The sequence below is a fragment of the Kribbella sp. NPDC054772 genome, assembly GCF_053611945.1.
On record NZ_JBSHBJ010000035.1, the window covers coordinates 25,328 to 52,277 of the forward strand.

At 69.1% G+C, this 26,950-nt stretch carries 32 protein-coding genes; 23 read left to right on the top strand and 9 right to left on the bottom strand.

Annotated features, from left to right (window positions below; translation table 11 throughout):
- Nucleotides 1-139 precede the first annotated feature (139 nt).
- The 13 genes from ACWGID_RS34795 (at nucleotide 140) to ACWGID_RS34855 (ending at nucleotide 12,053) form a co-directional block, all read left to right on the top strand.
- Entirely contained in the window at nucleotides 140-601 is a 462-nt protein-coding gene (locus ACWGID_RS34795) for a hypothetical protein (RefSeq protein ID WP_452203590.1), read from the top strand.
- A 46-nt stretch (nucleotides 602-647) separates the two neighbouring features.
- The gene (locus tag ACWGID_RS34800) at nucleotides 648-1,388 is read left to right on the top strand and encodes a hypothetical protein (RefSeq protein ID WP_452203591.1); all 741 of its coding nucleotides are present in this window, start codon (nucleotides 648-650) and stop codon (nucleotides 1,386-1,388) included.
- On the top strand, nucleotides 1,388-2,188 hold the full coding sequence (locus tag ACWGID_RS34805) for a hypothetical protein (protein ID WP_452203592.1): 801 nt from the start codon (nucleotides 1,388-1,390) through the stop codon (nucleotides 2,186-2,188). The genes ACWGID_RS34800 and ACWGID_RS34805 overlap by 1 nt, the downstream gene beginning before the upstream one ends.
- Complete coding sequence (locus tag ACWGID_RS34810; protein ID WP_452203593.1) at nucleotides 2,185-3,495, top strand: CpaF family protein; 1,311 nt, start codon at nucleotides 2,185-2,187, stop codon at nucleotides 3,493-3,495. Before ACWGID_RS34805 ends, ACWGID_RS34810 begins: the two co-directional genes overlap by 4 nt.
- A gap of 4 nt (nucleotides 3,496-3,499) precedes the next feature.
- Nucleotides 3,500-4,405, top strand: a complete 906-nt coding sequence (locus ACWGID_RS34815) for a type II secretion system F family protein (protein ID WP_452203594.1) — start codon at nucleotides 3,500-3,502, stop codon at nucleotides 4,403-4,405.
- Nucleotides 4,402-5,322, top strand: a complete 921-nt coding sequence (locus ACWGID_RS34820; protein ID WP_452203595.1) for a type II secretion system F family protein — start codon at nucleotides 4,402-4,404, stop codon at nucleotides 5,320-5,322. The genes ACWGID_RS34815 and ACWGID_RS34820 overlap by 4 nt, the downstream gene beginning before the upstream one ends.
- Nucleotides 5,323-5,416: 94 nt before the next feature.
- A complete protein-coding gene (locus tag ACWGID_RS34825) occupies nucleotides 5,417-5,641 on the top strand; it encodes a hypothetical protein (protein ID WP_452203596.1) in 225 nt (74 codons plus the stop codon).
- Nucleotides 5,642-5,649: 8 nt separating this feature from the next.
- Nucleotides 5,650-6,078 (top strand): TadE/TadG family type IV pilus assembly protein, encoded by a 429-nt coding sequence (locus ACWGID_RS34830; protein WP_452203597.1) that lies wholly within the window; start codon nucleotides 5,650-5,652, stop codon nucleotides 6,076-6,078.
- 8 nt (nucleotides 6,079-6,086) lie between these two features.
- On the top strand, nucleotides 6,087-6,524 hold the full coding sequence (locus ACWGID_RS34835) for a TadE/TadG family type IV pilus assembly protein (RefSeq protein WP_452203598.1): 438 nt from the start codon (nucleotides 6,087-6,089) through the stop codon (nucleotides 6,522-6,524).
- Nucleotides 6,525-6,558: 34 nt separating this feature from the next.
- The gene (locus ACWGID_RS34840; protein WP_452203599.1) at nucleotides 6,559-7,308 is read left to right on the top strand and encodes a pilus assembly protein TadG-related protein; all 750 of its coding nucleotides are present in this window, start codon (nucleotides 6,559-6,561) and stop codon (nucleotides 7,306-7,308) included.
- 20 nt (nucleotides 7,309-7,328) lie between these two features.
- Nucleotides 7,329-7,973, top strand: a complete 645-nt coding sequence (locus tag ACWGID_RS34845) for a hypothetical protein (RefSeq protein WP_452203600.1) — start codon at nucleotides 7,329-7,331, stop codon at nucleotides 7,971-7,973.
- A gap of 228 nt (nucleotides 7,974-8,201) precedes the next feature.
- The gene (locus tag ACWGID_RS34850; protein ID WP_452203655.1) at nucleotides 8,202-9,017 is read left to right on the top strand and encodes a hypothetical protein; all 816 of its coding nucleotides are present in this window, start codon (nucleotides 8,202-8,204) and stop codon (nucleotides 9,015-9,017) included.
- 57 nt (nucleotides 9,018-9,074) lie between these two features.
- The gene (locus tag ACWGID_RS34855) at nucleotides 9,075-12,053 is read left to right on the top strand and encodes a hypothetical protein (protein WP_452203601.1); all 2,979 of its coding nucleotides are present in this window, start codon (nucleotides 9,075-9,077) and stop codon (nucleotides 12,051-12,053) included.
- Between the two features lie 64 nt (nucleotides 12,054-12,117).
- Here ACWGID_RS34855 and ypfJ read toward each other — a convergent pair whose 3' ends face one another.
- On the bottom strand, nucleotides 12,118-13,032 hold the full coding sequence (ypfJ, locus tag ACWGID_RS34860; protein WP_452203602.1) for a KPN_02809 family neutral zinc metallopeptidase: 915 nt from the start codon (nucleotides 13,030-13,032) through the stop codon (nucleotides 12,118-12,120).
- A 96-nt stretch (nucleotides 13,033-13,128) separates the two neighbouring features.
- Between ypfJ and ACWGID_RS34865 the strand changes: the two genes are divergently transcribed.
- Nucleotides 13,129-14,727, top strand: a complete 1,599-nt coding sequence (locus ACWGID_RS34865; RefSeq protein WP_452203603.1) for an ABC-F family ATP-binding cassette domain-containing protein — start codon at nucleotides 13,129-13,131, stop codon at nucleotides 14,725-14,727.
- Nucleotides 14,728-14,752: 25 nt separating this feature from the next.
- Nucleotides 14,753-15,523, top strand: coding sequence for an enoyl-CoA hydratase/isomerase family protein (locus ACWGID_RS34870; protein WP_452203604.1), 771 nt, complete (start codon nucleotides 14,753-14,755; stop codon nucleotides 15,521-15,523).
- Here ACWGID_RS34870 and ACWGID_RS34875 read toward each other — a convergent pair.
- The 3 genes from ACWGID_RS34875 to ACWGID_RS34885 are packed head-to-tail and all read right to left on the bottom strand — an operon-like array spanning nucleotide 15,520 to nucleotide 16,732.
- Nucleotides 15,520-15,963, bottom strand: coding sequence for an SRPBCC family protein (locus ACWGID_RS34875; protein WP_452203605.1), 444 nt, complete (start codon nucleotides 15,961-15,963; stop codon nucleotides 15,520-15,522). The genes ACWGID_RS34870 and ACWGID_RS34875 overlap by 4 nt on opposite strands.
- Nucleotides 15,963-16,295, bottom strand: coding sequence for an ArsR/SmtB family transcription factor (locus tag ACWGID_RS34880; RefSeq protein WP_452203606.1), 333 nt, complete (start codon nucleotides 16,293-16,295; stop codon nucleotides 15,963-15,965). Before ACWGID_RS34880 ends, ACWGID_RS34875 begins: the two co-directional genes overlap by 1 nt.
- Nucleotides 16,292-16,732, bottom strand: coding sequence for an SRPBCC domain-containing protein (locus ACWGID_RS34885; RefSeq protein WP_452203607.1), 441 nt, complete (start codon nucleotides 16,730-16,732; stop codon nucleotides 16,292-16,294). Before ACWGID_RS34885 ends, ACWGID_RS34880 begins: the two co-directional genes overlap by 4 nt.
- Nucleotides 16,733-16,865: 133 nt before the next feature.
- On the opposite strand from ACWGID_RS34885, the gene ACWGID_RS34890 reads away from it, so the two are divergent.
- Together ACWGID_RS34890 and ACWGID_RS34895 are read left to right on the top strand one after the other, a co-directional pair.
- Nucleotides 16,866-18,767: an ABC transporter ATP-binding protein gene (locus ACWGID_RS34890; protein ID WP_452203608.1), complete on the top strand. Its 1,902-nt coding sequence runs from the start codon at nucleotides 16,866-16,868 to the stop codon at nucleotides 18,765-18,767.
- Nucleotides 18,767-18,943, top strand: coding sequence for a hypothetical protein (locus ACWGID_RS34895; RefSeq protein WP_452203609.1), 177 nt, complete (start codon nucleotides 18,767-18,769; stop codon nucleotides 18,941-18,943). The genes ACWGID_RS34890 and ACWGID_RS34895 overlap by 1 nt, the downstream gene beginning before the upstream one ends.
- Here the strand turns inward: ACWGID_RS34895 and ACWGID_RS34900 are convergent.
- The 3 genes from ACWGID_RS34900 to ACWGID_RS34910 form a co-directional block, all read right to left on the bottom strand.
- Nucleotides 18,940-19,443, bottom strand: a complete 504-nt coding sequence (locus ACWGID_RS34900) for a hypothetical protein (RefSeq protein ID WP_452203610.1) — start codon at nucleotides 19,441-19,443, stop codon at nucleotides 18,940-18,942. The genes ACWGID_RS34895 and ACWGID_RS34900 overlap by 4 nt on opposite strands.
- Before the next feature lie 63 nt (nucleotides 19,444-19,506).
- Entirely contained in the window at nucleotides 19,507-20,262 is a 756-nt protein-coding gene (gene uppS / locus ACWGID_RS34905; protein WP_452203611.1) for a polyprenyl diphosphate synthase, read from the bottom strand.
- Complete coding sequence (locus tag ACWGID_RS34910) at nucleotides 20,262-21,338, bottom strand: ATP-dependent DNA ligase (RefSeq protein WP_452203612.1); 1,077 nt, start codon at nucleotides 21,336-21,338, stop codon at nucleotides 20,262-20,264. The genes uppS and ACWGID_RS34910 overlap by 1 nt, the downstream gene beginning before the upstream one ends.
- A gap of 123 nt (nucleotides 21,339-21,461) precedes the next feature.
- Here ACWGID_RS34910 and ACWGID_RS34915 point away from each other — a divergent pair, with 123 nt between their 5' ends.
- From ACWGID_RS34915 to ACWGID_RS34930, 4 genes are read left to right on the top strand one after another with little or no spacing between them, the layout of a single operon-like run.
- Entirely contained in the window at nucleotides 21,462-22,010 is a 549-nt protein-coding gene (locus tag ACWGID_RS34915; RefSeq protein WP_452203613.1) for an FHA domain-containing protein, read from the top strand.
- 38 nt (nucleotides 22,011-22,048) lie between these two features.
- Entirely contained in the window at nucleotides 22,049-22,360 is a 312-nt protein-coding gene (locus ACWGID_RS34920; protein ID WP_452203614.1) for a hypothetical protein, read from the top strand.
- Nucleotides 22,357-22,773: a MerR family transcriptional regulator gene (locus ACWGID_RS34925; protein ID WP_452203615.1), complete on the top strand. Its 417-nt coding sequence runs from the start codon at nucleotides 22,357-22,359 to the stop codon at nucleotides 22,771-22,773. The genes ACWGID_RS34920 and ACWGID_RS34925 overlap by 4 nt, the downstream gene beginning before the upstream one ends.
- Nucleotides 22,770-23,105 carry a YnfA family protein gene (locus ACWGID_RS34930; protein ID WP_452203616.1) on the top strand — a complete coding sequence of 112 codons (336 nt, stop codon included), beginning with the start codon at nucleotides 22,770-22,772 and terminating at the stop codon, nucleotides 23,103-23,105. The genes ACWGID_RS34925 and ACWGID_RS34930 overlap by 4 nt, the downstream gene beginning before the upstream one ends.
- 6 nt (nucleotides 23,106-23,111) lie before the next feature.
- Here the strand turns inward: ACWGID_RS34930 and ACWGID_RS34935 are convergent, their stop codons facing one another.
- Nucleotides 23,112-23,864, bottom strand: a complete 753-nt coding sequence (locus tag ACWGID_RS34935; RefSeq protein ID WP_452203617.1) for a phytanoyl-CoA dioxygenase family protein — start codon at nucleotides 23,862-23,864, stop codon at nucleotides 23,112-23,114.
- A 115-nt stretch (nucleotides 23,865-23,979) separates the two neighbouring features.
- Between ACWGID_RS34935 and ACWGID_RS34940 the strand changes: the two genes are divergently transcribed.
- Nucleotides 23,980-24,342 (top strand): hypothetical protein, encoded by a 363-nt coding sequence (locus tag ACWGID_RS34940; protein WP_452203618.1) that lies wholly within the window; start codon nucleotides 23,980-23,982, stop codon nucleotides 24,340-24,342.
- On the opposite strand, the gene ACWGID_RS34945 is transcribed toward ACWGID_RS34940, so the two are convergent.
- Entirely contained in the window at nucleotides 24,310-25,284 is a 975-nt protein-coding gene (locus ACWGID_RS34945) for a zinc-binding dehydrogenase (protein ID WP_452203619.1), read from the bottom strand. The two genes, ACWGID_RS34940 and ACWGID_RS34945, sit on opposite strands and share 33 nt — an antisense overlap.
- A gap of 92 nt (nucleotides 25,285-25,376) precedes the next feature.
- Here ACWGID_RS34945 and ACWGID_RS34950 point away from each other — a divergent pair, with 92 nt between their 5' ends.
- The gene (locus ACWGID_RS34950; RefSeq protein ID WP_452203620.1) at nucleotides 25,377-26,597 is read left to right on the top strand and encodes an ROK family protein; all 1,221 of its coding nucleotides are present in this window, start codon (nucleotides 25,377-25,379) and stop codon (nucleotides 26,595-26,597) included.
- Nucleotides 26,598-26,950: the final 353 nt, after the last annotated feature.

Here is a 26,950-nt window from a genome sequence, read left to right on the forward strand (position 1 = left end):
GTGTGTCCAGGTGATCACCAGTTGTCACCAGGACGTCCTACTAATTCTGGAATCTAGCAAACAATTGGTTACTCGCCAGCTACTCGAAGCACGCGAACTGTTAACGATTTACGACCAACCGGCCCCTAGGATCGACGCCATGATCGACCGGCTCGGTTCCTCGCAATGGAGTGTCTCCGAAGCGCGCAGCATGGTCGCGCGCTTACGGCATGTCGCGGACGACGGACCGGAGTACGACGGTGTTGAGCTGTTCCTCGCGCTCTGTACCTATCTGGACCAGATCCACGGCGGGATCGGGTTCGACTACGTTTTCACCGGTGCCGAGCGGGCCGCGCTGGCGGACGCGGTGCGGGAGGTCCGCGGGCACCACCCGGTGCCCGATCCGCGCGGCGAGCGGCTGATCCAGCCGGTCAACGCGTCGGTCACGTTGGTCGAGGGACGGGCCCTGACGGCCTGGTTGGAGGGGCGCTCCGGATGGCAGCAGCAGGTCGGTTACGCGCTGCGTGCGCTGTACACCTATCTAGACCAGTTGTACGGCGGTCCGGGCGCGTTCAACGAGCTGCTGACCACCCTGGAACGCAAGCGGGTCGCGGCCAGGTAACGGCACCGGCCTGCCGCCACGAGTGGCACCACGCTGCCATTACGGTATGCGGGTGAGTCTCTCGTCCTCCACGCGTACTTCGTCCCAAGGGGCCCGGGCAGCGGGCCGATCGGCGGGCGGTGGCTCGGCCCGCCTCCCCAGCAGCCGGGAGCGGCGCCCCGCGCTCGCCGCGCTCGCGGTGATCCTGATCCTTCTCGGCGCGGCCGGCTCCGCGCTGATCGCGCTGAACAGTGGCAGCCGCTCGGATTTCGTCGCGGTCTCCAGTGACCTCGAGCCCGGGCACAAGCTGGACCGCAAGGACCTGTCCCGCGGCGACCTGGCCGGTGCGACCGGCGGCCTGATCCCGTGGTCGGAGGCCGAGAAGTACATCGGTCACTACACGACGACCTGGCTCTACAAGGACCAGTTCGTCACTCCGAAGAACTTCACCTCCGACTCGAACCCGCCGGTCCCGACCGGCGGCGCGCTGGTCGGTGTCAGCCTCGAGGCCGGCCGGGCGCCGTCCGACGGGCTGAACGTCGGCGACATCGTCGCGGTGATCCGGGTCCCCACCGCCAACCAGGAGGGCGCCGCGACGACACTGGTCACCGCGGCCGAGGTGACCTCGACCGCGGGCGCGATCACGGACTCGAAGACGAGCGCGAACAGCTCGCTGAACGTGACGATCCTGATCCCGGACGAGAAGGTCACCTTGGTCGGTGCGGCCGCGGCGTCCAAGTCGCTGATGCTGGCGAAGCTGTCCCCGGCCACCAAGCCCGAGGTCTCCCGGAACTCCGGAGGACGTTGATGGCACTGGTGGCGTTGGCGAGCGCGAAGGGCTCGCCGGGGGTGACGACGGCCAGCCTCGTGTTCGGTGCGCTCTGGCCGCGGCAGGTGCTGCTGGCCGAGTGCGACCCGGCCGGTAGCGATGTCGCGATCCGGATGACCGGACCGGGTGGTGCGGCGCTCAACTCCGACCGCGGGCTGGTCAGTCTCGCTGCCGCGAGCCGCAAGGGTCTCGGCGATGAGGTGATCCACGCGCACAGCCAGCAGTTGGATGGCGGGCTCGACGTACTGCTCGGTGTTCGGTCGCCGGAGCAGGTCGGTGGCATGGGTGGTCTGTGGCATCCGCTCGGCATCTCGTTCAACCAGATGCAGAACGGCGACGTACTGGCCGACTGCGGGCGGATCGGTGCGTCGTCACCGCAGCTGCCGGTCATCCAGTCCGCACGCCTCGTCGTCCTGGTGTGTACGGCGACCGGTTCGTCCGTCGCGCACCTGCGGGAGCGGCTGTCCACCCTGGTGCACCACGTCGACGCGCAGCTCGGTGTGGTCGTGGTGGCCGACCCGAAGCGCCGCGACGGCGTCAAGCAGGTGTGGACCGTGCTGGACGCGATGTCCGTGCCGGTGCGGCACCGGTGGCACCTGGCGTACGACCCGGCCGGTGCGGCGTTCTTCGACGGGCGTGGTCACGGCCGGCTCGACAAGACGCCGCTGATCCGGACGGCGACCGACATCACCGCGGAGATGGCGTCCCTGGTCTCCAGCCCGCCGCCGCAGGACTTCGACATGGCCAACGCGGCGTTCCCGCCGGGTGATTACCGGTGAGCGCAGACCAGGAGCTGGTCCGCAAGCTGCGCGTACAGGTCGCCGAGCGGCTGAACGAACAGCGCCGGCGGGACCAGGTGAACGGCGTACCTCCGATGAGTGCGGAGGACGAGCGGGAGTACGCGCGGTCGCTGATCGTGCAGGTGCTCGAGGACCACGCGCGGTACGAGCTGGCCGAGGGCCGGACGCCGCCGACCCCGGACGACGACGCGCAGATCGCCGGCGCGATCCACTCGGCGCTGTTCGGTGTCGGCCGGCTGCAACCACTGATCGACGACGCCGATGTCGAGAACATCGACATCAACGGCTGCGACCAGGTCTTCGTGCAGTACGGCGACGGCCGCGAAGAAACCCCCGGTCCGGTCGCCGAGAGCGATGACGAACTGGTCGAGCTGATCCAGGTGCTGGCCGCGCACGCAGGCCTGACCAGCCGCCCGTTCGACTCGGCCAACCCGCAGCTGGACCTCCGGCTGCCCGACGGCTCCCGGTTGTCCGCGGTGATGGGCGTGACCTCGCGGCCGGCGGTCTCGATTCGTCGTGCCCGATTGGGCAAGGTCTTCCTCCGTGACCTGGTGGCCAACGGCACCATCTCCGACGACGTCGGCTCGTTCCTGCGGGCGGCGGTCGCGGCCCGGAAGAACATCATGATCGCGGGCGCGACGAACTCCGGGAAGACCACGCTGCTGCGGGCCCTGGCCAACGAGATCCAGCCGCACGAGCGACTGATCACGGTCGAGCGCTCGCTGGAGCTGGGGCTCGGCGAGTTCAAGGACCTGCACCCGAACGTGGTCGCGTTCGAGGAGCGGCTGCCGAACTCCGAAGGCGTCGGCGAGGTCACGATGGCCGACCTGGTCCGCCGATCGCTGCGCATGAACCCGAGCCGGGTGATCGTCGGTGAGGTGCTCGGTGACGAGATCGTGACGATGCTGAACGCGATGAGCCAGGGCAACGACGGCTCGCTGTCGACGATCCACTCGAACAGCTCGATGGAGGTGTTCAACCGGATCAGCACCTACGCCATCCAGTCGCTGGAGCGGCTGCCGATGGACGCCACCCAGATGCTGATCGCCGGCGCGCTCGACTTCGTCGTGTTCATCCGCAAGCACAACGACTACCAGCACGGCGGCGGCCTCAGCCGGTACGTCGAGAGCATTCGCGAGGTCACCGGATGGGACGGCCGGGTGCTGTCGGGCGAGGTGTTCGCGGCCGGACCGGACGGGCACGCCGCGGCGCACGCGCCGATCGCGTGCATGGACGAGCTCGAGCACTACGGGTACCAGCCACTCGTCCACGGAACGTGGGCGTGACGCGATGAACGACCGGACCCTGGGGGCGCTGATCTGCGGCGCGGTGGTCGGCGGCGCCGTACTGCTGCTGATCGTCGCGATCCGCGGCACCGAGCGCAAGGAAGAGACGCCGTCGCTGTTCCGCAACCGCAGCGCCGAGAACCGGAAGAACCTGATCCGGTTCGGCGTCGGCATCGCGGTCGGCCTGATCGTGCTGGTGGTAACCCGCTGGCTGGTCCTGGCCGTCGCGCTCGGCCTGCTGGCCGCGATGGCGGACCGCTTCTTCGGCGGCACCGGTGAGGAACGGCGCGCGATCGACCGGCTCGAGGCGCTGGCCACGTGGACCGAGGCGCTGCGCGACACCATCGCCGGCGCAGTCGGTCTGGAACAAGCGATCCCGGCGACCGCGGTGAACGCGGCCCCGGCGATCAAGCCCGGCCTGAACCTGCTGGTCGACCGGCTGCGGATCCGCGAACCGTTGCCGTCGGCCCTGATGCGGTTCGCCGACGACCTGGACGACCCGTCCGCCGACCTGATCGTCGCGGCCCTGGTGCTGAACGCCCGGCTCCGTGGCCCGGGTCTGCGCGAGGTGCTCAGCGCGCTGGCCGACTCGGCCCGCGAAGAGCTCGACGTACGCCGGAAGGTCGCCGCGGAACGCCGCTCGACCAGGCGCAGTGTGCAGGTGGTGGTCGCGATCACGCTGGTCATGGCGGCCGGTCTGGTGCTGTTCAACCCGACGTACATGCAGCCGTACACGAGCTTCATCGGACAGGTGGTGCTGGCGGTCGTGATCGGGCTCTATGCGCTCGGGCTGATCTGGCTGCGGCGGCTCGCGAAGATCGAGGTACCCGAGCGGTTCCTGATCGGTGTCAACCTCGACCAGCGGGCCAATAGGTCGGGCGACGAGCGGATGGAGGTGGTGAACGGATGACGTGGGCCTTCCTCACCGGCGGGATCGCCGGGCTCGGCGCGTACTTCGCGGTCCGGATCTTCATCAAGCCGCGGGCGAACGTGCTGTCCACGATCGCGCGGATCGACGCCGGCCGCGGCGGGTACTCCGGTGGCGCAACGACCAGCGCGGCGGGCGAACGGGTTCTGGGTGGCGTCGACCGGGCCCGCGAGACGCTGGGCCGACGGCTCGAGATGGAGGCGAACGCGCGCGGCTGGGCGTTCGGCAAGCTGCGCCGCGACCTGGCGGTGATGAACCAGCCGTTCGCCGCGATGCTCGCCACCAAGGTGTTCTTCGCACTCGGCGCGCTGGTCTTCATCCCGATCGTGCTGTTCCTGTTCTCGGCGATTGGTCTCACCGCGCCCGGCGCGGCGCCGGCGATCGTGACGCTGGCGTTCATGGCGCTCGCGTTCTTCCTGCCGGACCTGGCGCTGCGCCAGGAGGCCGAGAAGCGGCGCCGGGACTTCCGGCATGTCGTCGGGTCCTTCCTGGACCTGGTCGCGATGAACCTGGCCGGCGGCCGCGGTCTGCCGGAAGCGTTGATGACCGCGTCGACGATCGGTGACCACTGGGCGATGGCCCGGATCCGGCAGGCACTGGCGAACGCGCGGCTGATCGGCATCACGCCGTGGGACGCGATGGCCCGGCTCGGCGAGGACCTGGGTGTCGACGAACTCCGCGACCTGGCGTCCGCGCTGGCGCTCGCGGGAGACGAGGGCGCGAAGATCCGCGCCTCACTGCTGGCCCGGGCGGCGTCGCTGCGCCGCAAGGAGCTGGCCGACGTGGAAGGCAAGGCGGGTGAGCGCTCCCAGTCCATGCTGGTCGCGCAGCTCGTCATGATCGCGGCGTTCTTCCTGTTCCTGGCCTTCCCGGCCGGTGTGGCGATCCTGGGAAGTTAGACCGAACGGTGATCAGGGCAAGGGATCCAGAGGGCGGAATCGTCCGTCTGACACGGCATACTGAGGCCTGCTTCGGCCTCACGATTCGGAAGGCATGCGGATGATCTCGGAGATGATGTTCTGGCGGGCCATGGCCGGCTACGCGGTGGCGCGGGCGCAGACCCAGCGCGCCCGTGCACGTGCGGGGCAGACCGACCTGGGCGCCTCCGCACTCGAGTGGGCGATCATCTCGGCGATCCTGGTCGCCGCCGCGCTGGCGATCGGCGTGGTAGTGAAGCGCGTGATCACCAAGCGCACCGCTGAGATCGACCAGGGCTGACGTCCACCGTGGTCCGGCGGCGCCGATCGGAGCGGAAACGATCGGAGCGGGGGGTCAGCACGCTCGAGCTGGCCATCCTCGCACCGGCGATCCTCGCGCTGATCTTCGTGTCCATCCAGACCGCCCTCTGGTTGTACGGGCGTTCCGTCGCGCTCAACGCCGCGCAGGAGGGCGTGTCCCGGCTGCGGCTGGTGCAGCCGCCGGTCTACACCACGGCCGTGGGGGAGAAGGTTCGCTCGGACATCCAGTCGTACGCGCAGCAGCTCGGCGGGACGACGCTGCAGAACACCAGCGTCCCGTTCCCGTCGTACAACAGTCCGGAAGGCATGGTGTCGTTCACGGTGACCGGTGACACCGTCTCGCTGGTGCCCGGACTGAAGCTCAAGGTGACCCGGACCGCCACCGGACCGATCGAACAGTTCCAAGCCGACAAGTGAGTGTGAGGATGAAGCGGAAGCTGGGGATCCGTGGGCAGCGCGGCACCATGGCGCTGGAGATGGTGATCCTTGCCCCGGTGCTGCTCGCGCTGTTCATGTTCCTGCTCGCCTGCGGGCGGTACTTCCAGACCTCGTCGCTGCTGGAGAGCGCGGCGCGCGACGGTGCCCGCAGCGCCAGCCAGTCGCGGTCGTTGCCGGACGCCCAGAGCCGCGTCGACGAGGCCGTCACCGGCGCGATGGGGCAGGCCGTCAAGTCCTGCAAGGAGTCTGCGGCCGGCTCCATCACCACTGGGTTCGTGGCCGGCCAGCCGCTGTCGGTCGAAGTCACCTGCACGATCAACTACCGCGACCTCGGCCTGCTCGGCCTCGGCGGCGACACCAAGATCACCAAACGCTTCACCTCCTCCCTCGACCCGTACCGGGGGGTGCGCGGTGAAGGCTCCTGACCCCACCCCCACGCCTGCCGACCGCGCTGCGGCGGTGTCTGCTGCTGAGCGGCAGCGGTCGCGGGTTGTCGAGTTTCTGCGGATCGATGCGCCTGGCAACCACCGGTTGTTCGCGCGGGGAGCGCTCAGCCCGGCGGTCGCGATCCTCGCGGTGATGATCTTCACCCTGGCCGGCCTGGTGATCGACGGCGGCCGGCAGCTCGGCGCGCGCTCCCGCGCGGTCGGGTACGCCCAGGAGGCCGCCCGCGTCGGCGCCGCCGCGATCCAGCTGAACGTCGCCGAGGCGAAGATCGACACCACCAAGGCCGCCGCCGCGATCTCCACGTTCTGCGGCCAGGTGCAGTCGAACGACCCGGCCGTGACCGCCTGCGGCCCGACCACGCTGACCGACCAAGAGGTCGCGATCCAGGTCGACATCAACAACAAGACCACGTTCCTCGGCCTGATCGGCAAGAACTCGCTCAAGGCCGTAGGCACCGGCGAGGCGCACGCCGAGCAAGGCGTCGACAAGGCCGACGACAGCCCGACCATCCCGCCGATCGTGGTGAACCCGACCACCGACGGCCCGGGCGCGCCGACCTCGATCGCGAACCCGCCGACGATCGACCTGCCGTGCCCGACCTGGACGGTCGGCTCACCGACCCCGACCTGGACGCTGACGCCGTTCCCGTTCCCGCGCACCTGCAAGCCGAACGTGACCCCGAGTCCGGACCCGTCGTCCCCGACCACGCCGACGGACAGCCCGTCCGGCCCCACCTCGAGCGCGCCGACGAGCACGCGCTAGACCCTGGAGGACTGTTCTTCGTGCGTAGGTTTGCCCTCCCGGCCCTCGTGCTGATCGGCGTCGCCCTGCTGAGTGCCTGCAACAACGACTCGTCCGACGGCGGCCTCCCGCAGCCCGTCGGCGGCGACTCCGGTACGACGATCTCCGCGGACACCCCGTCCACGCCACCGGAAACCACCAGCGCGCCAACCGTGCCCGCCACCACCGCCAAGCCCACGACGGCCCCCAAAGGCCAGGTCATCGTCAAGGCCGGGAACTTCGCCTCCAACCCCGCCGTCCAAGGCCTCGTGACCAGCTATCCCCTGTACTTCCAGGCCCTCGTGTCGAAGGACGACACGATCCTGAAGAAGCGCTTCCCCTCGTTCTTCTACGCCGACGTGTCGGAGGAGATCGTGGATGCCAAGCGCAACGGCTGGGTGATGCGCCCGCCGGGCAGCGTGGTCGTGGTCGGTGCCCACAGCACCTCGGACGGCACGGTCGCGGTGCAGACGTGTCGCTCGCAGACGACGCAGTACTGGGACCCGAAGGCGAAGAACTGGACCGTGGTCGCGCCGAAGGGCTCGCCCGAGGTCATCGAGATGATCCAGACCGGGATCGGCTGGTTGCCGTACCGCCTCGCCTCGCCGAACGGCGTCAAGTGCGGACAGGTGCGCTATCCGGCCTAGGGCGGAAGCCAGGATTTCAGGTTGCGAAGAGGTGACGAGGCACTCGCCAACGGGCATGATGCCCCTGGCCGAAGATAATCTGCGGGAAGACGAGTCTGGGGAGTGAGGATGCACAACCGAGTTGGCCGCACACTGCTCGTCCTGAGCGCGGTACTCGCGTTACTCGTGGCTGGCCCCGCCACCACCGCCACCGCAGACACCATCCAGACTGGGAACTCGGTCTGCAGTATGTACGTGAATTCGGTTGGCTTCGGGGCGTACTGCAGCTCGGGCGAGGCCATCGTCGACCCGAATGCTCCGGCCCCACCGACCTGGCGAGAGCGGCTGAATGGGCGACCGTTCGTCCCGTGCCGCGACTTCGAGATCCCGAAGGGGATCCGGCTGCCGAAGGCGCCGGACGGCAAATCCTGGGCCATGCGGATCACGATCACCGACTACAAGCTGGACACCTACAACGGTGGACCCGACGCTCACCTCGAACGCGCGTACGTGGCAGTCGACGAGGCCGATCGGGCCCAGTGCCCGTTCCCGGACTACATGGATCAGTTCTGGTGGCCGTTCAAGTCGAACTATCCGCCGCCCGCGCTCCAGGTCATGCCGACATACACGCCGCGCGTCAACGTTCCGGCCTTCTTCACGCTGACGCCCGACAGCTCGCAGGCGGTCGCGAACGACGGCACCCAGAGCGGCTTCTACAGCCCCGGGCACAACCTGACGATGCGCGGCATGGTCGTCGAGATGGTGATCGACCCAGGTGACGGCACCGGGACCTTCAAGTGCCCGGTCGGTGTGACACCGATGGACGACCCGGACGGGTACGACCAGTCGCAGGACCCGGACCACCAGATCAACCCCTGCAAGCACACGTACAAGAAGTCCAGCGCGAGCCAGCCGGACGGTATGTACACCGTCAAGCTGACGATCACGTGGGAGGTCTCGTACTGGATCGGCAAGGACGCGGGTGGTTGGAAGCCGATCGGCAAGGCGAACGTGACGGCGGTGCAGCGGTTGCCTGTGCAGGAAGTCGAGGCCATCGGTGGGTGACGTGGTGAGTGGTACAGCGGTCGAGGGTGTGGCTGACGGTGGGGGTATGGAGGAGCGATGGTAAGGACGAATGAGCCGGTGCGGGCTGCGCGGTTGCCGCAGCGGGGGTCGGGGAGTCCGGGTGCGGACCGGCTGAAGGGGTTCGTCGCGCTGCTCGCGATCCTGGCGATCGTCGGCGGAGTGCCGTACGTGCTGCTGCGGTTCTTCGGTACGCCGTGGCCGGACAGCATCCCGAGCCGTGACGTGCTGTTCAGCGAGTTGAGCATCCAGACCGTTCTCGGCATCATCGCGTTCTTCATCTGGGTCGCCTGGCTGCACTTCGTGGTCTGCCTGATCGCTGAGGCGGTCGCGGAGATCAAGGGGCACGGGCTGTCCCCACGCGTTCCACTCGGCGGCGGCTCCCAAGCACTGGCGCGGCGCCTGATCGGCACCGTCGTCCTGATCGCCGCAGGTGCGGGTGTCAGCCTGCCGGTCGCGAGCGCGGTGACCACGAGTGGTCCGGCCGCGCCGACCGCTGTGACGACGCGGCACGGCAACGAGGAGACTTCCGCGTCGCAGTTCCGGCAGACCGAGCCGGCCAGCAAGGTGCTCGCGGGCCATGGAAAGACGACCACCGGCGTACGGACGAACCACGACCACAAGGGTCAGGTCATCAAGTACACCGAGGTCCGTCCGCCGCAGGGCCGGAACTACGACTGCCTCTGGGACATCGCGGAGCGGTACCTGGGCGAAGGCCGCCGGTACAAGGAGATCTACGACCTCAACAAGAACAAGCTGCAGCCCGACGGACGCCGGCTGACCAACCCGGACCTGATCCTGCCGGGCTGGCAGGTGCGGCTTCCGGGCGACGCCAAGGGTCCGGGTGTGCACACGGTGCGGGTCAGCATCGACGACCACACCACCAAGACCCCGGTCACCCCGAAGGTCGAGAACCGGACCGTCGCGCGGCCGTCCACGAAGACGACGGCCGAGGCGAAGCCGGCTGCGCCGGGGCGCTTCTCGGAGAAGAGCATCGAGCGGGGTTCGTCGGTCGGCATCGGCAGCGCGAAGAACGACCCGGGCGCGAAGAACGTCAAGCCGGGGGAGCCGGGCGTGACGGTCGAGCCGCACGCCCCGGGCACCGGTCAGAACGAGCACGGCGAACCCATCGGTGGCGGCACGCAGCTGCCGGATCCGGTGCCGGTCGCGGTCGACGAGGGCGGTTTCAGCCTCAAGGACGCGGGCATCTACGGGTTCGGCGCGACGCTGCTCGCGGCCGGCCTGGCGATCGCGCTGAAGCGGCGCCGCGGTTGGGCGCAGGGCCCGGGCCCGAAGGCTGCCGGGCACCGGCAGACCGAGGTCGGCCTGCGGCTCGCCGCAGACGTGCCGACCGCGCAGTTCGTCGACAACTCGCTCCGCAAGCTGGGCGCCGACATGACGCAGCTGCAGCGGCCGATGCCGAAGGTCGTCGCCGCGCTGGTGACCGACCGCGCGCTGACGCTGGTCCTCGACCCGTACGAGGCGCAGCCCGCCCCGCCCGGACCGTGGCAGGCGATTGCCGAAGGCACCCGATGGACGCTGCGCCGCGCATACGGCCCGAGTAGCGAGGTGAACGCGCCGGCGCCGTACCCGACGCTGGTGACGGTTGGGCAGAACGCGGACGGCGCGACCGTGTTGATCGACCTCGACACCGCGAACGGGATCGTCGCGTTCGGCGGCGTGGGCAACGCGTCCCGCGACGTGGTCGGTTCGCTCGCGGTCGAGCTGGCGACCAACCTGTGGTCCGAGGGCGCGCACATCAGCATGGTCGGGTTCGGTGACGACCTGTCGTCGCTGGCGCCGACGCGGTTGAGCTACTGGGTGCGCCTGGACGACGCGATGGGCGAGGTGGCCCGGCGTACCGAGGCGCAGGTCCAGGCCTGCCAGCGGCGCAACGTCGGCTCGGTGGCCGAGGCGCGGATGTCGCATCCGGACGCGGCACTGTGGGGCGCGGAGATCATCTTCGTGTCCGCGCCGCCGTCGCCGGAGGAGCAGGACCAGCTGAACCGGCTGGCCGCGGACACCAAGCGCAGCATCGCGGTGGTCGTGGTGGGCGACGTGCTGAACTCGCCGTGGCGGTTCGTCGTGGACGAGAAGAACCAGGCGGTCTGCCGGTTGCTCGGCCTTGAGGTCGACGCGCACAGCGTCAACCCCGAGCAGTTCGCCGACCTCGTCGCGCTGTTCGACGCGGCCGAGACGGACGCCCGGGACAAGCGGCGGTCCGAGCAGAACATGCCGGCGTACGAGTTCTCGGCCACGGACCTGAGCCAGCCGGCGCCGGTCGAGGTCGACCTGCTCGGTCCGGTCGAGGTGGACGCGCGTGGTGCCATCGACGACGGCCGGGTGGCGCTGTCGACGGAGATCATCGCGTTCCTCGCCAGCCAGGACTACGGCGTACACCCGAACGTGCTCGCCGGTGCGATCTGGCCGCGCGGCATCAGCGAGGAGCTGCGGGACGCCGCGCTGGAGCACACCCGCCGCTGGGTCGGTGTGGATGCGATGTACGCCGATGAGTCGGGCCGCTGGATGCTGAACCGCAGCGTCGTCCGGGTCGACTGGGACGTGTTCCGGACACTCGCCAAGCAGGCGTCGATGGTGGACGACCCGCGCGGCGCGCTGTCGACGGCGCTCAGCCTGGTCCACGGCCCGGCGTGGTCGAACCTGCCCGGTGGCCGGTACTCGTGGCTCGCCGCGTCCGGCATCGAGCGCCGGATGGCGGAGGCCGTCGTCGACGCCGCACTGCGGCTCGCCGAGGCGTCGCTCAGCCACAACGACGGCAACCTGGCCCGCACGGCCCTCCAGACCGGCCTCAGCTTCTCGCCGGCGTCGGAGGAACTCTGGCGAGCCACGCTCCGCCTGGCGTCGCACTTCGGCACCACCGCCGACGTCACCAACGTGGCCACCCAGATGTACGCCGCCCTCACCAAGCACGGCGGCCCCCGCGGCGCCGAGTCCGAAACCGACGCCCTCGTCGACGAACTCCTCCCCGGCTACCACCGACCCGCCCAGGTCGCGTAACGCCGTACCAACAGAACCGCCCCGCACTCAGGAGAGTGCGGGGCGCTTCCTTGTTGGACTGTGGTCAGAGGGAGGACGCGGACCAGGTGTCGCAGGCGGTCATGTCGCCGGAGTCCATGCCGCGCTTGAACCACCGCATGCGTTGGTCGGCGGTGCCGTGGCTGAAGCTCTCGGGGGTGACCTGGCCCTGGGTCTTCCGCTGGATGCGGTCGTCGCCGACGGAGGCGGCGGCGTCGAGGCCGCGGGCGACGTCGTCTTCGGTGAGCTCGGTGATCAGCGGTTTGCCGTTCTTGCCCGGAACCGTGGTGGCGTGGTTGGTCCAGATGCCGGCCAGGCAGTCCGCCTGGAGTTCGGAGCGGACCGAGTCCGACGTCGGGCCGTTGCGGGTCTTGATCCGGTCGAGGATGCCGTACAGGTTCTGGATGTGGTGCCCGTACTCGTGCGCGATGACGTACGCCTCGGCGAACTCGCCGCCGCGGGCGCCGAGGTCAGTCTGGAGTGTGTCGAAGAACCCGAGCTCCAGGTACACCCGCATGTCCGGCGGGCAGTAGAACGGGCCGACCGCACTGGTCGCCGGGCCGCAGCCGGTGTTCACCGAGCCGTCGAAGACCCGCATCGCTGCGCGGGTGTACTTCTTCCCACGCCGGGGGAGCTCGGCGGCCCAGAAGCTCTCGATCGAGTTCTGGTAGAAGACGAACCGGCAGTTCGAGTTCGACTGCAGGTCGGTGCCCTTCTTGCAGGAGCTCAGGTTGCCGGCCGCGGTGTTCTGCGTCGCGGGCTCGTCGCTGCCACCTCCGCCTGGCAGACCGCCCGAGAGCAGCAGGATCACGACCAGCAGGATGATGCCGCCGATGCCGCCGCCGACCGGGATCATGCCGCCCGGCAGGCCGCCGCCGCGTCCGCCGCCCCGTCCGCTGCCACTGCCGCGGGTGTCCTCGATACCGCTCGTGTCGAGATCCGCATCCGGATTGAATTTCACGGCACATACACTAGTCCCGAGTGCGGGGGATTCCCGGCGTGCCGTGACACCGCCTTGTCAGCCAGTAACCCAGTGTAAGGACGCCTGCGACCCCCGATGATCACTGTCTCCCATCTCGAGGTTCGCGTCGGTGCCCGCCAGCTGCTCGCGCCCGCGTCGTTCCGGGTCGGCCCGGGCGACAAGGTCGGGCTGGTCGGCCGCAACGGCGCCGGCAAGACGACGCTGACGAAAATCCTGGCCGGTGAGGGCCTGCCGGCCAGCGGTTCGGTGACGAAGTCGGGTGAGATCGGCTACCTCCCGCAGGACCCGCGCACCGGCGACCTCGAAGTACTCGCCCGGGATCGGATCCTGGCAGCCCGCGGCCTGGACGACGTCGTACGCCGTCTGCGCAGCGCGGAGAAGTCGATGGCCAGCGCGGACGAGAAGACCCGCGCCAAGGGCATGCGGCGGTACGAGCGCGCCGAGGCGGACCTGCACGCCGCGGGTGGGTACGCCGCCGAGTCGGAAGCGGCTCGGATCGCGGCCAACCTCGGCCTCCCGGACCGCGTCCTCGGACAGCCGCTCGCAACGCTGTCAGGTGGTCAGCGCCGCCGCGTCGAGCTGGCCCGGATCCTGTTCGCGCAGGCTGAGACGCTGCTGCTCGACGAGCCGACCAACCACCTGGACGCCGACTCGATCATCTGGCTGCGCGACTTCCTGAAGTCGTACCCCGGTGGCGTGATCATGATCAGCCACGACGTGAACCTCCTGGAGGAGACCGTCACGAGGGTCTTCCACCTGGACGCGAACCGGGCCGAGATCGACATCTACAACGTCGGCTGGAAGGCGTACCTGACCCAGCGCGAGACCGACGAGCGCCGCCGCAAGCGCGAGCGGGCGAACGCGGAGAAGAAGGCCACCCAGCTGGTCGACCAGGCCAACAAGATGCGCGCGAAGGCGACCAAGGCGACCGCCGCCCAGCAGATGCTGCGGCGCGCGGAGCAGTTGATGTCGTCGCTGGAGGACACCCGCCAGGCCGACCGGGTCGCGAAGATCGCGTTCCCGACGCCGGCGCCGTGCGGGAAGACACCGCTGATGGCGCGTGAGCTGTCCAAGTCGTACGGCTCGCTGGAGATCTTCACCGACGTCGACCTGGCGATCGACAAGGGCTCGCGCGTCGTCGTCCTCGGGCTGAACGGTGCCGGCAAGACCACGCTGCTGCGGATCCTCGGCGGCATCGAGAAGGCCGACACCGGCGAGATCATCGACGGTCACGGCCTCAAGCTCGGGTACTACGCCCAGGAGCACGAGACCCTCGACGTGAACCGGACCGTCCTGGAGAACATGAAGTCCGCCGCCCCGGACCTGAACGAGACCCAGGCCCGCAGCGTCCTCGGCTCGTTCCTGTTCACAGGTGACGACGCGGACAAGCCCGCGCGGGTGCTGTCCGGCGGTGAGAAGACGCGGCTCGCGCTCGCGACACTGGTCGTGTCGGCTGCCAACGTGCTGCTGCTCGACGAGCCGACCAACAACCTCGACCCCGCGTCCCGCGCCGAGGTGCTGAACGCGATCCGCTCGTACGCCGGCGCGATTGTGCTCGTCACCCACGACGAGGGCGCCGTCGAGGCCCTCGAGCCGGAACGCGTCGTCCTGCTCCCCGACGGCGTCGAGGACCTCTGGACCAACGAGTACGCCGACCTGGTCTCGCTCGCGTAGCTACTTCCCAGTAATGTTCCGTCGTATGACGGATCTCGGACTGCGGTTGTCGGTGGACGGACCGGTCGCGCGAGTGGTGCTCGACCGGCCTGAGGTGCGCAACGCGCAGACGCCAGCGATGTGGAGTGCGCTGGCGGACTTCGGTACGGCGCTGCCGGCCGACGTGCGCGTGGTGATCGTGTCGGGGGAGGGGCCGTCGTTCTCGGCCGGCCTCGACCGCCGGCTGATCATGGGCGAGAACGACCTCGGTCAGGAGCCGCTGCTCAGTCTCGGTGCCAAGCCGACCGACGAGGTGCTGGAGCTGATCGCGAAGTTCCAGTCCGGCTTCTCCTGGCTGCGGCGGCCGGAGATCGTCAGCATCGCCGCGGTCCAGGGCCACGCGGTCGGCGCCGGTTTCCAGCTCGCGCTGGCGTGTGACCTGCGGATCGTCACACCGGATGCTCGGTTCAGCATGCGCGAGCCGTCCCTCGGCCTGGTCCCGGACCTCGGTGGCACGAAGCCGCTCGTCGAACTGATCGGCTACTCACGGGCACTGGAGATCTGTACGACGACCCGCTGGGTCGAGGCCGCCGAGGCGAAGGAACTCGGGCTGGCGAACATCGTCGTACCGGCGGCGGAGTTGGAGGCGACGGTGAAGGATCTGACCGACGCGCTGCTGGGGCCGCTGCCGGGAGCGATCCGCGAGACCAAGGCGTTGCTCCTCGGTGCCGCGGACCGCTCGTACGACGACCAGCTCAAGGCCGAGCGAGAGGCTCAGGAGCGCCGTCTGAAGGAGCTCCTGGCCGCACTCGGTTAGTGCCAGTTGCTGACCAGTACGTCGTGCGGCGCGGGCTCGCCCTTGCCGGTCTCGACGTACTTCTTGAGGCTCATCAGGAACGTGGCCCACTTGGTGCTGCAGTGGTACATGAACTCGACCGGCTCGCGCCAGCCTGCCTGCTTGAACAGGATGATGGTGTACTCGTCGGTCTGGGACAGCTCGAAGGTGACGTGCGTGCCGATCCACTCGTCCGGGCCGCCAACGACCTCCCAGTGGACCAGTTCGCCGGGCTTGGTCTCGACGACCTTCATGTCGAAGCCGTCGCCACCCGCGGTGGCGAAGCGGAACTCGATCACGCCGTCGGGGTCGCCGACCGTGTCCTCGGTCCACCAGCCGGCCAGACCGTCGATCGTGGTGAGTGCGCTGAAGACGTCCTTCGGGGACGCGATGATGCCAACACGGTGCAGGATGTCGCTCATTAGAGTTTCCTCTCGGCTTGTTCGATCGCCTCGGCGATGCGCTTGATGCGTTGCAGCCGCCGGTCCCAGGCGTCGGTGACGTCGGTCAGCTGGTTGATCGCGCGGGCGAGGCGGTCCTCGTCCACGGCGTACCGGCGTTCGCGTCCGGACGGCGTGGAGTGCACGAGTCCGGCCCGGTCGAGAACGCCGAGGTGTTTCGCGACCGCCTGCCGGGTGACCGGCAGCTGGTCGCTGAGACTGGTCGCGGTGCCCCCGCCGTTCGCGAGCAGCAGGTCGAGCATCCGCCGCCGGGTGGGGTCGCCGATCGCCGACCAGAGCTCGTCGTCGATCACGGCCGGTGCACCAGCCGGTCGACGTACGGCGGGATGCGGGGAAGGAAGTAGTCCCAGCCGCTGGTGTGGTCCTCGAGTACGGCGTCGGACTTGGCGGCCACGTCGTACCCGGTCTCGGCGAACCGGAGCAGCGTGCCGCCGTCGACCTCGATCAGGTCGATCGTCACGAGCAGGGAATTCTCCGCGGTCGCCGTCTCGCCGTCGTAGTCCCAGCGGAAGGCGAAGCGGTGCGGCGGCTCGGCCTCGACGACGGTGAGCGGCACGACCATCGCCCCCTCGTCCTGCCGGAACGTGACCGATCCGGTCGCCCCCGGGACGGCGCTGACGTCCGCCTCGTCGGGCCACCACTCGCGCAGGTGCTCCGGCGAGCTGACCACCTGGTACACGACCTCCGGCGTGGCCTCGACCCGAATCTCCCGCTCGATGCTCCTGCTCATGCCCCTCATCCTTTCGCAACCTTTGGTTGCTCATAACTGTAGACCATCGTCGGCGGGATGCGCAACCAAAAGTTGCGGGAAGCGTTCTCGGGCTGAAACTGTTGAGAAGATTTGCTGAAAGAGAGGGAACTGGATGTCTTCACCGATGATGCGCGGCGGGATGGGCGCGATGTCCTGGCGGCGCCAGGACGCCTCTGTGGTCGGCCAGAAACTGGCCAAGGGCACGTTGCGCCGGATTGTCCGGTTCGCGCGGCCGTTCCGCTGGCACATCACGGCGTTCCTGCTGCTGGTGATCGTGTCCGCGTTCCTGGTCATCGCGTCACCGTTGCTGTTCAAGAAGATCGTCGACGACGGGATCTCCAAGGGGAACGCCAGCCTGGTCACCGCGCTCGCGCTGGTGGTCGCGGTGCTCGCGGTCTTCGAGGCGATTCTCGGGCTGATCCAGCGCTGGTTCTCCGCGCGGATCGGTGAGGGACTGATCTTCGACCTGCGGACCAAGGTGTTCGCGCACGTCCAGCGGATGCCGGTCGCGTTCTTCACCCGGACGCAGACCGGCGCGCTGGTGTCGCGGCTCAACAACGACGTGATCGGCGCGCAGCAGGCCTTCACGTCGACACTGTCCGGCGTGGTCTCGAACATCATCAGCCTGATCCTGGTGGTCGGCGCGATGCTCGCGCTGAGCTGGCAGCTGACCGTGGTCGCGATCCTGATGCTGCCGATCTTCCTGATCCCGGCCCGCGTCCTCGGCCGCCGGCTGGCCGCGATGACCCGCGAGCAGATGAACCTGAACGCCGAGATGTCGACCGGGATGACCGAGCGATTCAGCGTCGGCGGCGCCCTGCTGGTCACCCTGTTCGGGCACCCGCAGCAGGAGAACGAGACCTTCGGCGAGCGGGCCGGCCGGGTCCGTGACCTGGGCATCCGGATCGCGATGCTCGGCCGGGTGTTCTTCACCGCGCTCACCCTGGTCGCGGCGCTGGCGACAGCCCTGGTGTACGGCGTGGGCGGCAACCTGGCCGTCCGCGAGACCCTGACGGTCGGCACGCTGCTCGCCCTGGTCGCGCTGCTCGGACGGCTGTACGGCCCGCTGACCGCCTTGTCCAACGTCCGCGTCGACGTGATGACCGCGCTGGTGTCCTTCGAGCGGGTCTTCGAGGTGCTCGACCTGGAGCCGATGATCAAGGACGCGCCGGACGCGCGCGACCTGCCGGAGAACGCGGCGAGTGTCGAGTTCGACCATGTCGCGTTCTCGTACCCGACCGCCGAGCAGGTGTCGCTCGCGAGCCTGGAGTCGGTCGCGGTGCTGGACAAGCGTGTGTCGGCACAGGTGCTCGAGGACGTGAGCTTCGCCGTACAGGCTGGTCAGATGGTTGCCCTGGTCGGTCCGTCGGGCGCCGGCAAGACGACGATCACGAACCTTGTCGCCCGCCTGTACGACGTGACTGGGGGAGCGGTCCGGGTCGGCGGGGAGGATGTCCGTGACGTGACGCTGCAGTCGTTGCACGACACCATCGGGTACGTGACGCAGGACGCGCACATGTTCCACGACACGATCCGGGCGAACCTGCTGTACGCCAAGCCCGGCGCGACCGAGGACGAGATGATCGCGGCGCTGGAGGCCGCGCAGATCTGGGAGCTGGTGTCGGCCCTGCCGGATGGGCTGGACACCGTGGTCGGTGACCGCGGGCACCGGCTGTCCGGTGGCGAACGGCAACGACTCGCGATCGCGAGGTTGTTGCTGAAGGCGCCGAAGATCGTCGTCCTCGACGAGGCGACCGCGCACCTGGACTCGGAGTCGGAGGTCGCCGTCCAGCGAGCCCTGGACACCGCGCTGCAGGGCCGGACGTCGCTGGTGATCGCGCACCGGCTGTCGACGGTCCGGAACGCCGACCAGATCCTGGTGGTTGACCACGGCAACATCGTGGAGCGCGGCACGCACGACCAACTGCTCGCCGCCGGTGGCGAGTACGCTGATCTGTACCACACGCAGTTCGCGCAATCGGGAGCCGTGTCCGGCACAGCGGCAGGTGTCTGATGATCAAATTCGGGCTCGTCCTCGCGGCCGGGTACGCCGGCTTCAAGGCGGCGTACCACTCCGAGGACGGGCGCCATTACGGCGCGACCGGCGAGCGCGCGATCAGGACGACGCTGTCGTTGCTGATCGCGAGCCTCGCCGGCGGCATCACCTACGCGGCGCTACTGTCCCATTAGGTCGCCACACTCTTTTCCGGATCGTGCTCGAGCAGGTGCAGCACCGGTACGCCGAGGTGCCGGCGGGCTGAAGTGGTCCAGTCCAGGTGGAAGAACTCCGCCACGATGTGCGGCCTGGTCAGGATGATGACCTCCTGACCGTGGACATGCCGCACGGTCGCGACCAACGCATCGATCGGCCGCTCGTGCGAGATACCGCCCTCGGCGTTCTGCCCGAGGTCGCGGAGCCGCTGCACGCTGCGGCCGCTGCATCCCTTGGCCTCGCTGTCGATCGCCTTCTGCGCCTCGGTGAGGTCCTCGCGCTGGCCGGCCAGTCCCGGCCCGTAGAGATCCGCGGTACCGAGCGCGCTGATCGAGGCCTCGACACCGGCCTCGGCGTTGTGGCAGGGCACCAGCACGTGGTACGTGACCGGCTCAGGCATGTCGTCGTGGAGTTCGACGACGCGTTTCGCGTCGGGCTCGGACAGTTCCTGTTCGACGAGCAGTACGACGTCGTACATCGCAACCTCCGGGTTCCTACCAGTCGGTATGACTCCATAGTGCACCGGAAGCACCGGAAGTAATCACCTGGATCGTTCCAGTCTCCGCCGACCGTAGGTTCGCAGCGCCCGGAGCAGGTCCACCTCCCGGAACGCGGGCCAGTACAGGTCGCAGAACTCGATGTCCGATCTGGTTGCCTGCCACAACAGGAAGTCCGACATCCGCAGCTCGCCGCTGGTCCGGATCACCAGATCGGGATCGGGCAGCCCCGGCACGTACAGGTGCCCGCTGATCGTCTCCTCGCTCAGCTCGTCCGCGATGTCCTCGAGCGAACGCCCGTCCGCCGCGGCCTCGTCCAGCACCGACCGGACGGCGTCGAGCACCTCGAGCCGCCCGGAATAGCCGATCGCGAGAGTGAGATCGCCGGCGTCCCGGTCACGGCTGAGCTCGACCGCTCCCTTCAGCGCGCGAGCCGTTGAGTCCGGCAACAAGTCCAGTTGGCCCGCGAGGTGCAGCCGCCAGCGGTGGTCCCGGCGAACGTGATCCGCGAGGACGCTCTCGGTGAGCTCCATCAGGTAGTCGACCTCGGACGAGTCCCGCTTGCGCAGGTTGTCGGCCGACGCGACCCATGCGGTCACACAGGTGACGCCGGCGTCCGCGTTCCACTGCAGGAACTGTTCGAGATGCTTGGCGCCGAAGCGGTGACCGATGCGTACGTCGTCGTACCCCTCGCCGCGCGCCCAGCGGCGGTTGCCGTCCATCGCGATCGCGACGTGGGCGGGCTTGGGCAGACCGGCGAGCTGGCGGCGGAGCCGGCGGGTGTAGAGGCTGTAGAGCATCAGCGTTGGGCGCTCGAGAGGACGTCGGCGAGGTCGAACTTCACGGGTTCCTCCAGCTGCTCGTAGGTGCAGGACTCCGGAGTACGGTCCGGACGCCAGCGCACGAACTGCGCGGTGTGCCGGAAGCGGATGCCTTCCATGTGGTCGTACCGGACCTCGACGACGAGTTCCGGGCGCAGCGGCGTGAATGACAGGTCCTTGCCGGCCTGCCAGCGGCTGCCCTCGGCGTTGCGCGGCGTCCGTACGCCTTCCTCCTGCTTCGCCCACGCCCACGGGTGGTCGTCGAAGGTGGTGACGAGCGGCTGCAGCTCCTCGAAGAGCTCCTTGCGGCGCTCCATCGGGAACGCGCCGATCACGCCGACGCTCGCGAGGGTGCCGTCGTCGTTGTAGAGGCCGAGCAGCAGCGAGCCGATGCGATCGGGGCCGCTCTTGTGCAGGCGGTACCCCGCGACGACACAGTCCGCCGTACGCTCCGGTTTGATCTTGAACATCGTCCGCTTGTCCGGGACGTACAGCCCGTCGAGCGGCTTCGCGATCAGGCCGTCCAGGCCGGCGCCCTCGAACTGCTCGAACCACTGCGCCGCGATGTCGGGGTCGGCGGTCGCAGGTGTGACGTGGATCGGCTCCTGGACGTCGGCGAGCGCGTCGAGCAACGCCGTACGGCGCTCACCGAACGGGCGCTCGGTGAAGTCGTCGTCCCCGAGCGCCAGCAGGTCGAACGCCACGAATCGCGCCGGCGTCTTCTCGGACAGCATGTTCACCCGGCTCGCCGCGGGGTGGATCCGCTGCTGCAGGACCTCGAAGTCGAGCCGGTCCCCGGACTCGCCGATCACGATGATCTCGCCGTCGACCGCGCAGCGCTCCGGCAGGTTCGCCTTCACCGCCTCGACCAGCTCGGGGAAGTACCGCGTCATCGGCTTCTCGTTCCGGCTGCCGATCTCCACCTCGTCGCCGTCGCGGAAGATGATCGACCGGAACCCGTCCCACTTCGGCTCGTAGCTCATCGCACCGCGCGGGATCTCCTTCACCGGCTTGGCGAGCATCGGCTTGACCGGCGGCATGACAGGCAGTCGCATCCCGTCATTCTGTCCCACGCCGGGGACACTCACCAGGATCGTCACCTGGCGTGCCCGCCCCGTGCTGGCACTGTCATAGACCGGTGGTGGACAGTGAACCGACCTCCCACGGACAATGTCGGGATGAGCACGGTGCCGGTGGGGACGCGTCCGTCGGACGCCGAGCGGGACCGCGCGCTCGCCGTGCTGCGGGATGGTGCCGGCTCGGGCCGGTTGTCGCACGACACGTTCATCCGGCGGATGAACTTCGTCCTCCGCGCCCAGAGCCGCGGCGAACTCGCCGACGCCATCCGCGACCTCCCACGCGCCGAATCCGGCGTCGTCAGGTGGGCGCGCTCGCGGCTGCGGAAAGTGCTGGACCGGGTGAGCGGAGCGCCGCGGACGCCCGCGCCGCCGACGCCGAGCCTCGGGTTGCCGGCGCCGGGTTCACCCACCGTGCGGGTCGGTCGCGGTCCCGGGGCGACGCTCCGGCTGCCCGACATCTCGGTCTCACGCTTCCACGCCGAGCTCCGGCACGTCGGCGACGGCTGGATGCTCCGCGACCTGGGGTCGATGAACGGCACCTACGTCAACGAGCTCCGGATCACCACCACGGTTCGTGTCCGCCCGGGAGACCGCGTCAGCTTCGGCGCCGTCGACTTCAACCTCACCTGGCTGGACCAACCGGAGTAGTTGCATCCTGTACCTGGGTACAGGTTTACGGTCGACGTATGGACGAGATCTGGGCCTCGGAAGCCTGCACCCTACCGACTGCGGACCGCCCGTTCCGGGTGGCTGAATTCGACCAGTTGTTCGCTGACCACCTCCGCCACGCGAACCGGGTCGACGCGCAAACTCTCGACCTCACCCTCAGCCTTGAGTCGCGCGCCGCGGCCGCCGACCTGACGGCGCGTGAGAGCGAGTGCTGCTCCTTCTTCACCTTCACGTTCGCCCCGACAGCCGAGGAGCTCCACCTGCGCATCGCGGTGCCTCCGACCCACACCGCCGTACTCGATGGCTTGGCCGAACGGCTGCCGCGATGAGACCGAGCGAGCTGGCATCCGCCGCCGGGGTCAACCTGCAGACCCTGCGGTACTACGAACGTCGCGGACTGCTCGACGAGCCGGACCGCAGCCTCGGCGGTCACCGGATGTACCCGCCGGAGGCCGTCACCACCTTGCGGGTGATCAAGGCGGCGCAGCGGCTCGGGTTCACCCTCGCCGAGGTGTCCGAGCTGCTCGACACCGCCAGGCATCGGCACGGGCGCGGCGAGGGGGCTGGGTTGCAGGCGCGGGCCCGGGAGAAACTGGTGGATGTGGAAGCCAAGATCGCCGACCTGACGGTCATCGCCGAGACCCTGCGCGCCGGGATCGCCGCCGGCTGCGACGACCTGGAGACCTGCGCTGGCGACCCCGCCTGCCCGCTCCCGTTCCCCGAGATCGGCCGCCGCCGGTGACGGTGCTGCGGTCGGTGGGGTTGTTCGTGGTCGCTGCGCTGGCCGAGATCGGGGGTGCATGGCTGATCTGGCAGGGGTGGCGGGAACATCGGGGAGTGCTCTGGATCGCCGGCGGGATCGTTGCCCTCGGCGCCTACGGGTTCGTCGCCACCTTCCAGCCGGATCCCAACTTCGGGCGCATCCTGGCCGCGTACGGCGGGATCTTCGTGGCCGGCTCGCTCGCCTGGGGCATGCTCGTCGACCATTTCAGACCCGACCGCTACGACCTGCTCGGCGCCGCCATCTGCCTGATCGGCGTCGTCGTGATCATGTACGCACCCCGCAGTTCCTGACTCCCGTCAGCGCTCGGCGACGATCCGGCCGCCGGACAGGAACGGGTCGAACGAGCCGTGTGGCGACGTACCGTCCTTCGACGGGATGATCTCCCGCGAGTACTGCGCGAGGTACACGCGCCGGTTCCGGTCGGTGAGGTTCGGTCCACTGCGATGAATCACGACGCTGGAGAACACCACGATCGATCCCGCCGGGGCCGTCATCGGGACGCCGGGGTCGGAGCCGAAGTAGCAGACCCGGTCGTTCAGCTCGGGGTCGTGGATGTGCTTGATGTACGACCTGATCCCGGACCGCGAATACGGCAGCAGGTACACCGAACCGTTCTCCTCGGTGACGTCGTCCAGCGCGATCCAGCACGTCAGGTACGGCGCGTGGTCCTCGTGCACGTAGCCGGAGTCCTGGTGCCAGGCGAACGCCGTGTTCGGGTCCCCGGCCTTGATCACGTACTGCTCCCAGAACAGGTACGCGTCGTCGCCCAGCGTCGCGCGGCAGATCTCGGCCATCGTGTCGCTGAACAGGAACTGCCGCAGCTCGGGCCGGTCGTGGTAGATCATGCTGCTGAAGTACCGCTTGCCCCGGTGGTTGATGCCGATCGAGTCGGTCCCCGCCGCGTCCATCTGCGCGTCGAGTTTGTCGATCGAGTACTGCGCTCCGCCGCGGAGCAGCTCGAGTTGCTCGTCGGTGAGGGCCCGTTCCAGGACGAAGTACCCCTCCTCGTGGAACTGTTTCAGGTGTTCGTGGGTGACCAAGCCGCTCATCCTGCAGTCCTTCCGTCGGTTGCCCTCGACGGTAGGACGCGGCCCGGGGCGAGAGAATGTCTCGGTGCGACCTGGACATGAACGTTTTGGCGCCCTGCTGGGTACTGTGACCGACATGGGCGAGCGGACTGTCGTCACCGTCACCGACGGCCCGGTGACCCGGCTCGGCCAGATCGTGCTGGCCGGTGAGGTCCGCGACGACGAGCCGATCATGCCGTCCACCCTGCGGGTGCTGGACGCGTACGTGCTGTCCGTGCTGATCGATGGCGAGGGCAACTACCGTGACGCCGACGGGCGGGCCGAGCGGATCCGGCCGGGCGCGCACACGATCCTCCCGCCACCGGGAGATCGCACGCACTCTCGGCTTCGCCGACGAGTTCCACCTGTCGCGCCGGTTCCGGGCGCACTTCGGCGTCCCACCCCGCGATTACCGCCGCGGTTGAGGTCAGGTCAGGAGGACTACCTTGCCGGTGGTTGATCTGGTTTCCAGGGCTCGGTGTGCTGCGGCGGCGTCCTTGAGGGGGAAGGTTGTGGTTACGGCGTTCCAGCGGCCTTCGATCGTCTCTTCGAGGGCTGTTCTTTCGAGGGTGCGGAGTTGGCGGGTCAGTTTCGCGCCGAGGGCCCAGCCGGCGGTCAGGCCTCGGGTCATCAGGTCCTCGTGGGTGAACTGGATCGGGCCGCCGCCGGACCAGCCGAACATGAAGACCCGGCCGCCGGCGCCGAGCAGGTCGAAGGCCTGCTGGCCGTTGGTGCCGCCGACACCGTCGAGGAGGACGGTGATCTCACGGTCGTCCAGCTCTGCCTTCAGCTTGGCGGCCCACTCGGGGTCGCGGTAGTCGACGGCGTACTGCGCGCCCAGTGAGCGGACGAGCTCGACCTTCTCCGGACCGCCCGCCAGGCCGATGGCGATCGCGCCGACATTCCGGGCGGACTGGATCAGGTAACTGCCGATCCCGCCCGCGGCGGCTGTGACGAGTACGACGTCGTCCAGCGTGAGCCTGGCCTGCTGGAGGATCCCGGCGGTGGTGCGGCCGGTGCCGATCGCGGCGACCGCCTGAGCGGCGTCGACGTGGTCGGGGAGTTCGTAGAGCGAGTCGACCTTCGCCACCGCGCGTTCGGCGTACCCTCCTGGGACCATGCCGAGATGGACGACGACCCGCTTGCCGATCCACGACGGGTCTACGTCCGGGCCGGCCGCGGATACCCGGCCGGCGACCTCGCGGCCCGGGATGGTCGGCAGGTCGGGGACCGGGATCGGGCTGCCGCCGGTCGCGCCGGCCCGGATCATCGTGTCGACGAGGTGTACGCCGGCCGCCTCGACCTCGATCAGCACCGTTCCGGCGGTGGGGGAGGGCTCGGGGACGTCCTCGAGGACGAGGTTCTCCGCCGGGCCGAAGGCATGCAGTCTGATGGCTTTCACAGTCAGCAACGCTAGAACCTCAACAATGATTGAGGTCAACCACTGCCACTTCCTTACGTTGTGTACTAAAGTGCGCTCCGAGGGAGGGTGACGTGGCGAAGATTCTGAGAGGTGCGACCGCGCAGGAGACGCACAGCGCGATCCTGGACCTGATCCGCTCCAGCGGCACGGTCACCCGCGTCGACCTCGCCGACCGCTCCGGCCTGACCGGCGCGTCGATCTCCCGCGTGGTCAAGCGGTTGCTCGCCGACGGCCTGATCGTCGAGACCGGGTACGGCGACCCGACCGGCGGGAAACGCGCCACGCTGCTCCAGTTCAACCCGCGCGCCCGGCACGCGGTCGGCATCGCGGTCGACACCCCGAGTACGACGTACGTCGTCACGGACATGAGCGGCCGGGTGATCGAGCAGTTGTCCTCGCGCGGGATCGGCAAGGACGCGCCGGCCACCGCCGTGCAGCGGATCACCGCCGAGCTCGAGGACCTGGTCGTGCGGGCCGAGATCGAGCCGTCCACGCTGGTCGGCGTCGGGGTCGCGCTGGCGGGCCGGCAGGGACGCGGTGGGACACGGCTGCTGCGGACGGATTCGCAGAAGTATGCGTGGGAGCCGTTCGCGGTGCGGGACACGCTGAAGGACGCGATCGACCACCCGGTCGTCGTGGAGAACGACTCGACCTGCGCTGCGATCGGGGAGTTCTGGGCCGGCCGGATCCCGTCGGCCAACGACTTCGCGACCGTCTACATGGCGGCCGGCTTCGGCCTCGGCCTGATGACGAACGGCGACGTGTACCGCGGATCGTCGTCGAACGTCGGCGAGATCGGCCACATGGTGCTCGACGTGAACGGGCCGATGTGCTGGTGCGGTGGTCAGGGCTGCCTTGAGAGCCTGGCGGCGCCCGCGGCGGTCGTCGCGCGCGCCGAGCAGGACGATTCGCTGGCCGACAAGCTCGGGCTCCGCGGCCGCCGTACGTCGGTCCGCTCGGACTTCGCGAAGATCGCCCGCCTCGCCGCCGCGGGTGACGCACGCTGCGTGGAGCTGATCGAGGAGTCGGCCACCTACCTGGCCAAGGCGCTGCTCTCGATCACCAACCTGCTCGACCTCGACCAGATCATCCTCGCCGGCCCGGGCTTCAGCGAGGCCGGCGACATCTACGTCCGCGTCGCGTCCCAGGAACTCAACCGGCTCTCGTTCGTCCGCGCCATGCACCCCACCCGCGTCGAACTCTCCAAGCTGGGCCCGAGCGCAGCAGCCCTGGGCGCCGCCTCGCTGGTCCTCCACACCCAACTAACCCCCCACCAAAACGCCCGAGCCTAACCCCGCCCCCGAACGCCTGCGCCTTCGCCAACTCCAGCGGCGGGCTGAGACCTCATGCGATGAGTGCGGACAGGGTGTGATGGGTGGAGACATGAAATACCAGATCCCCACCCATCACACCCTGTCCGAGCTCCGCTCACCCGCCCGCGCAGTCCGCCGCTCGGCGCGGGACCGCGCGCTTGGGGCGGCAGGAGTGCTGGGTGGGGCCACGGGTGGTGGGTGTGGACCCGTTGTGGTGGGTGTGGACCCGTTGTGGGGGGGGGGGGCGGCGGATTACCACGGGGCCCCCCCCCACGAATTGGTCGAGGCCCCGCCGCGGGGGGCCACGGTGTGGGCGGGCGTGGCCACGGGGA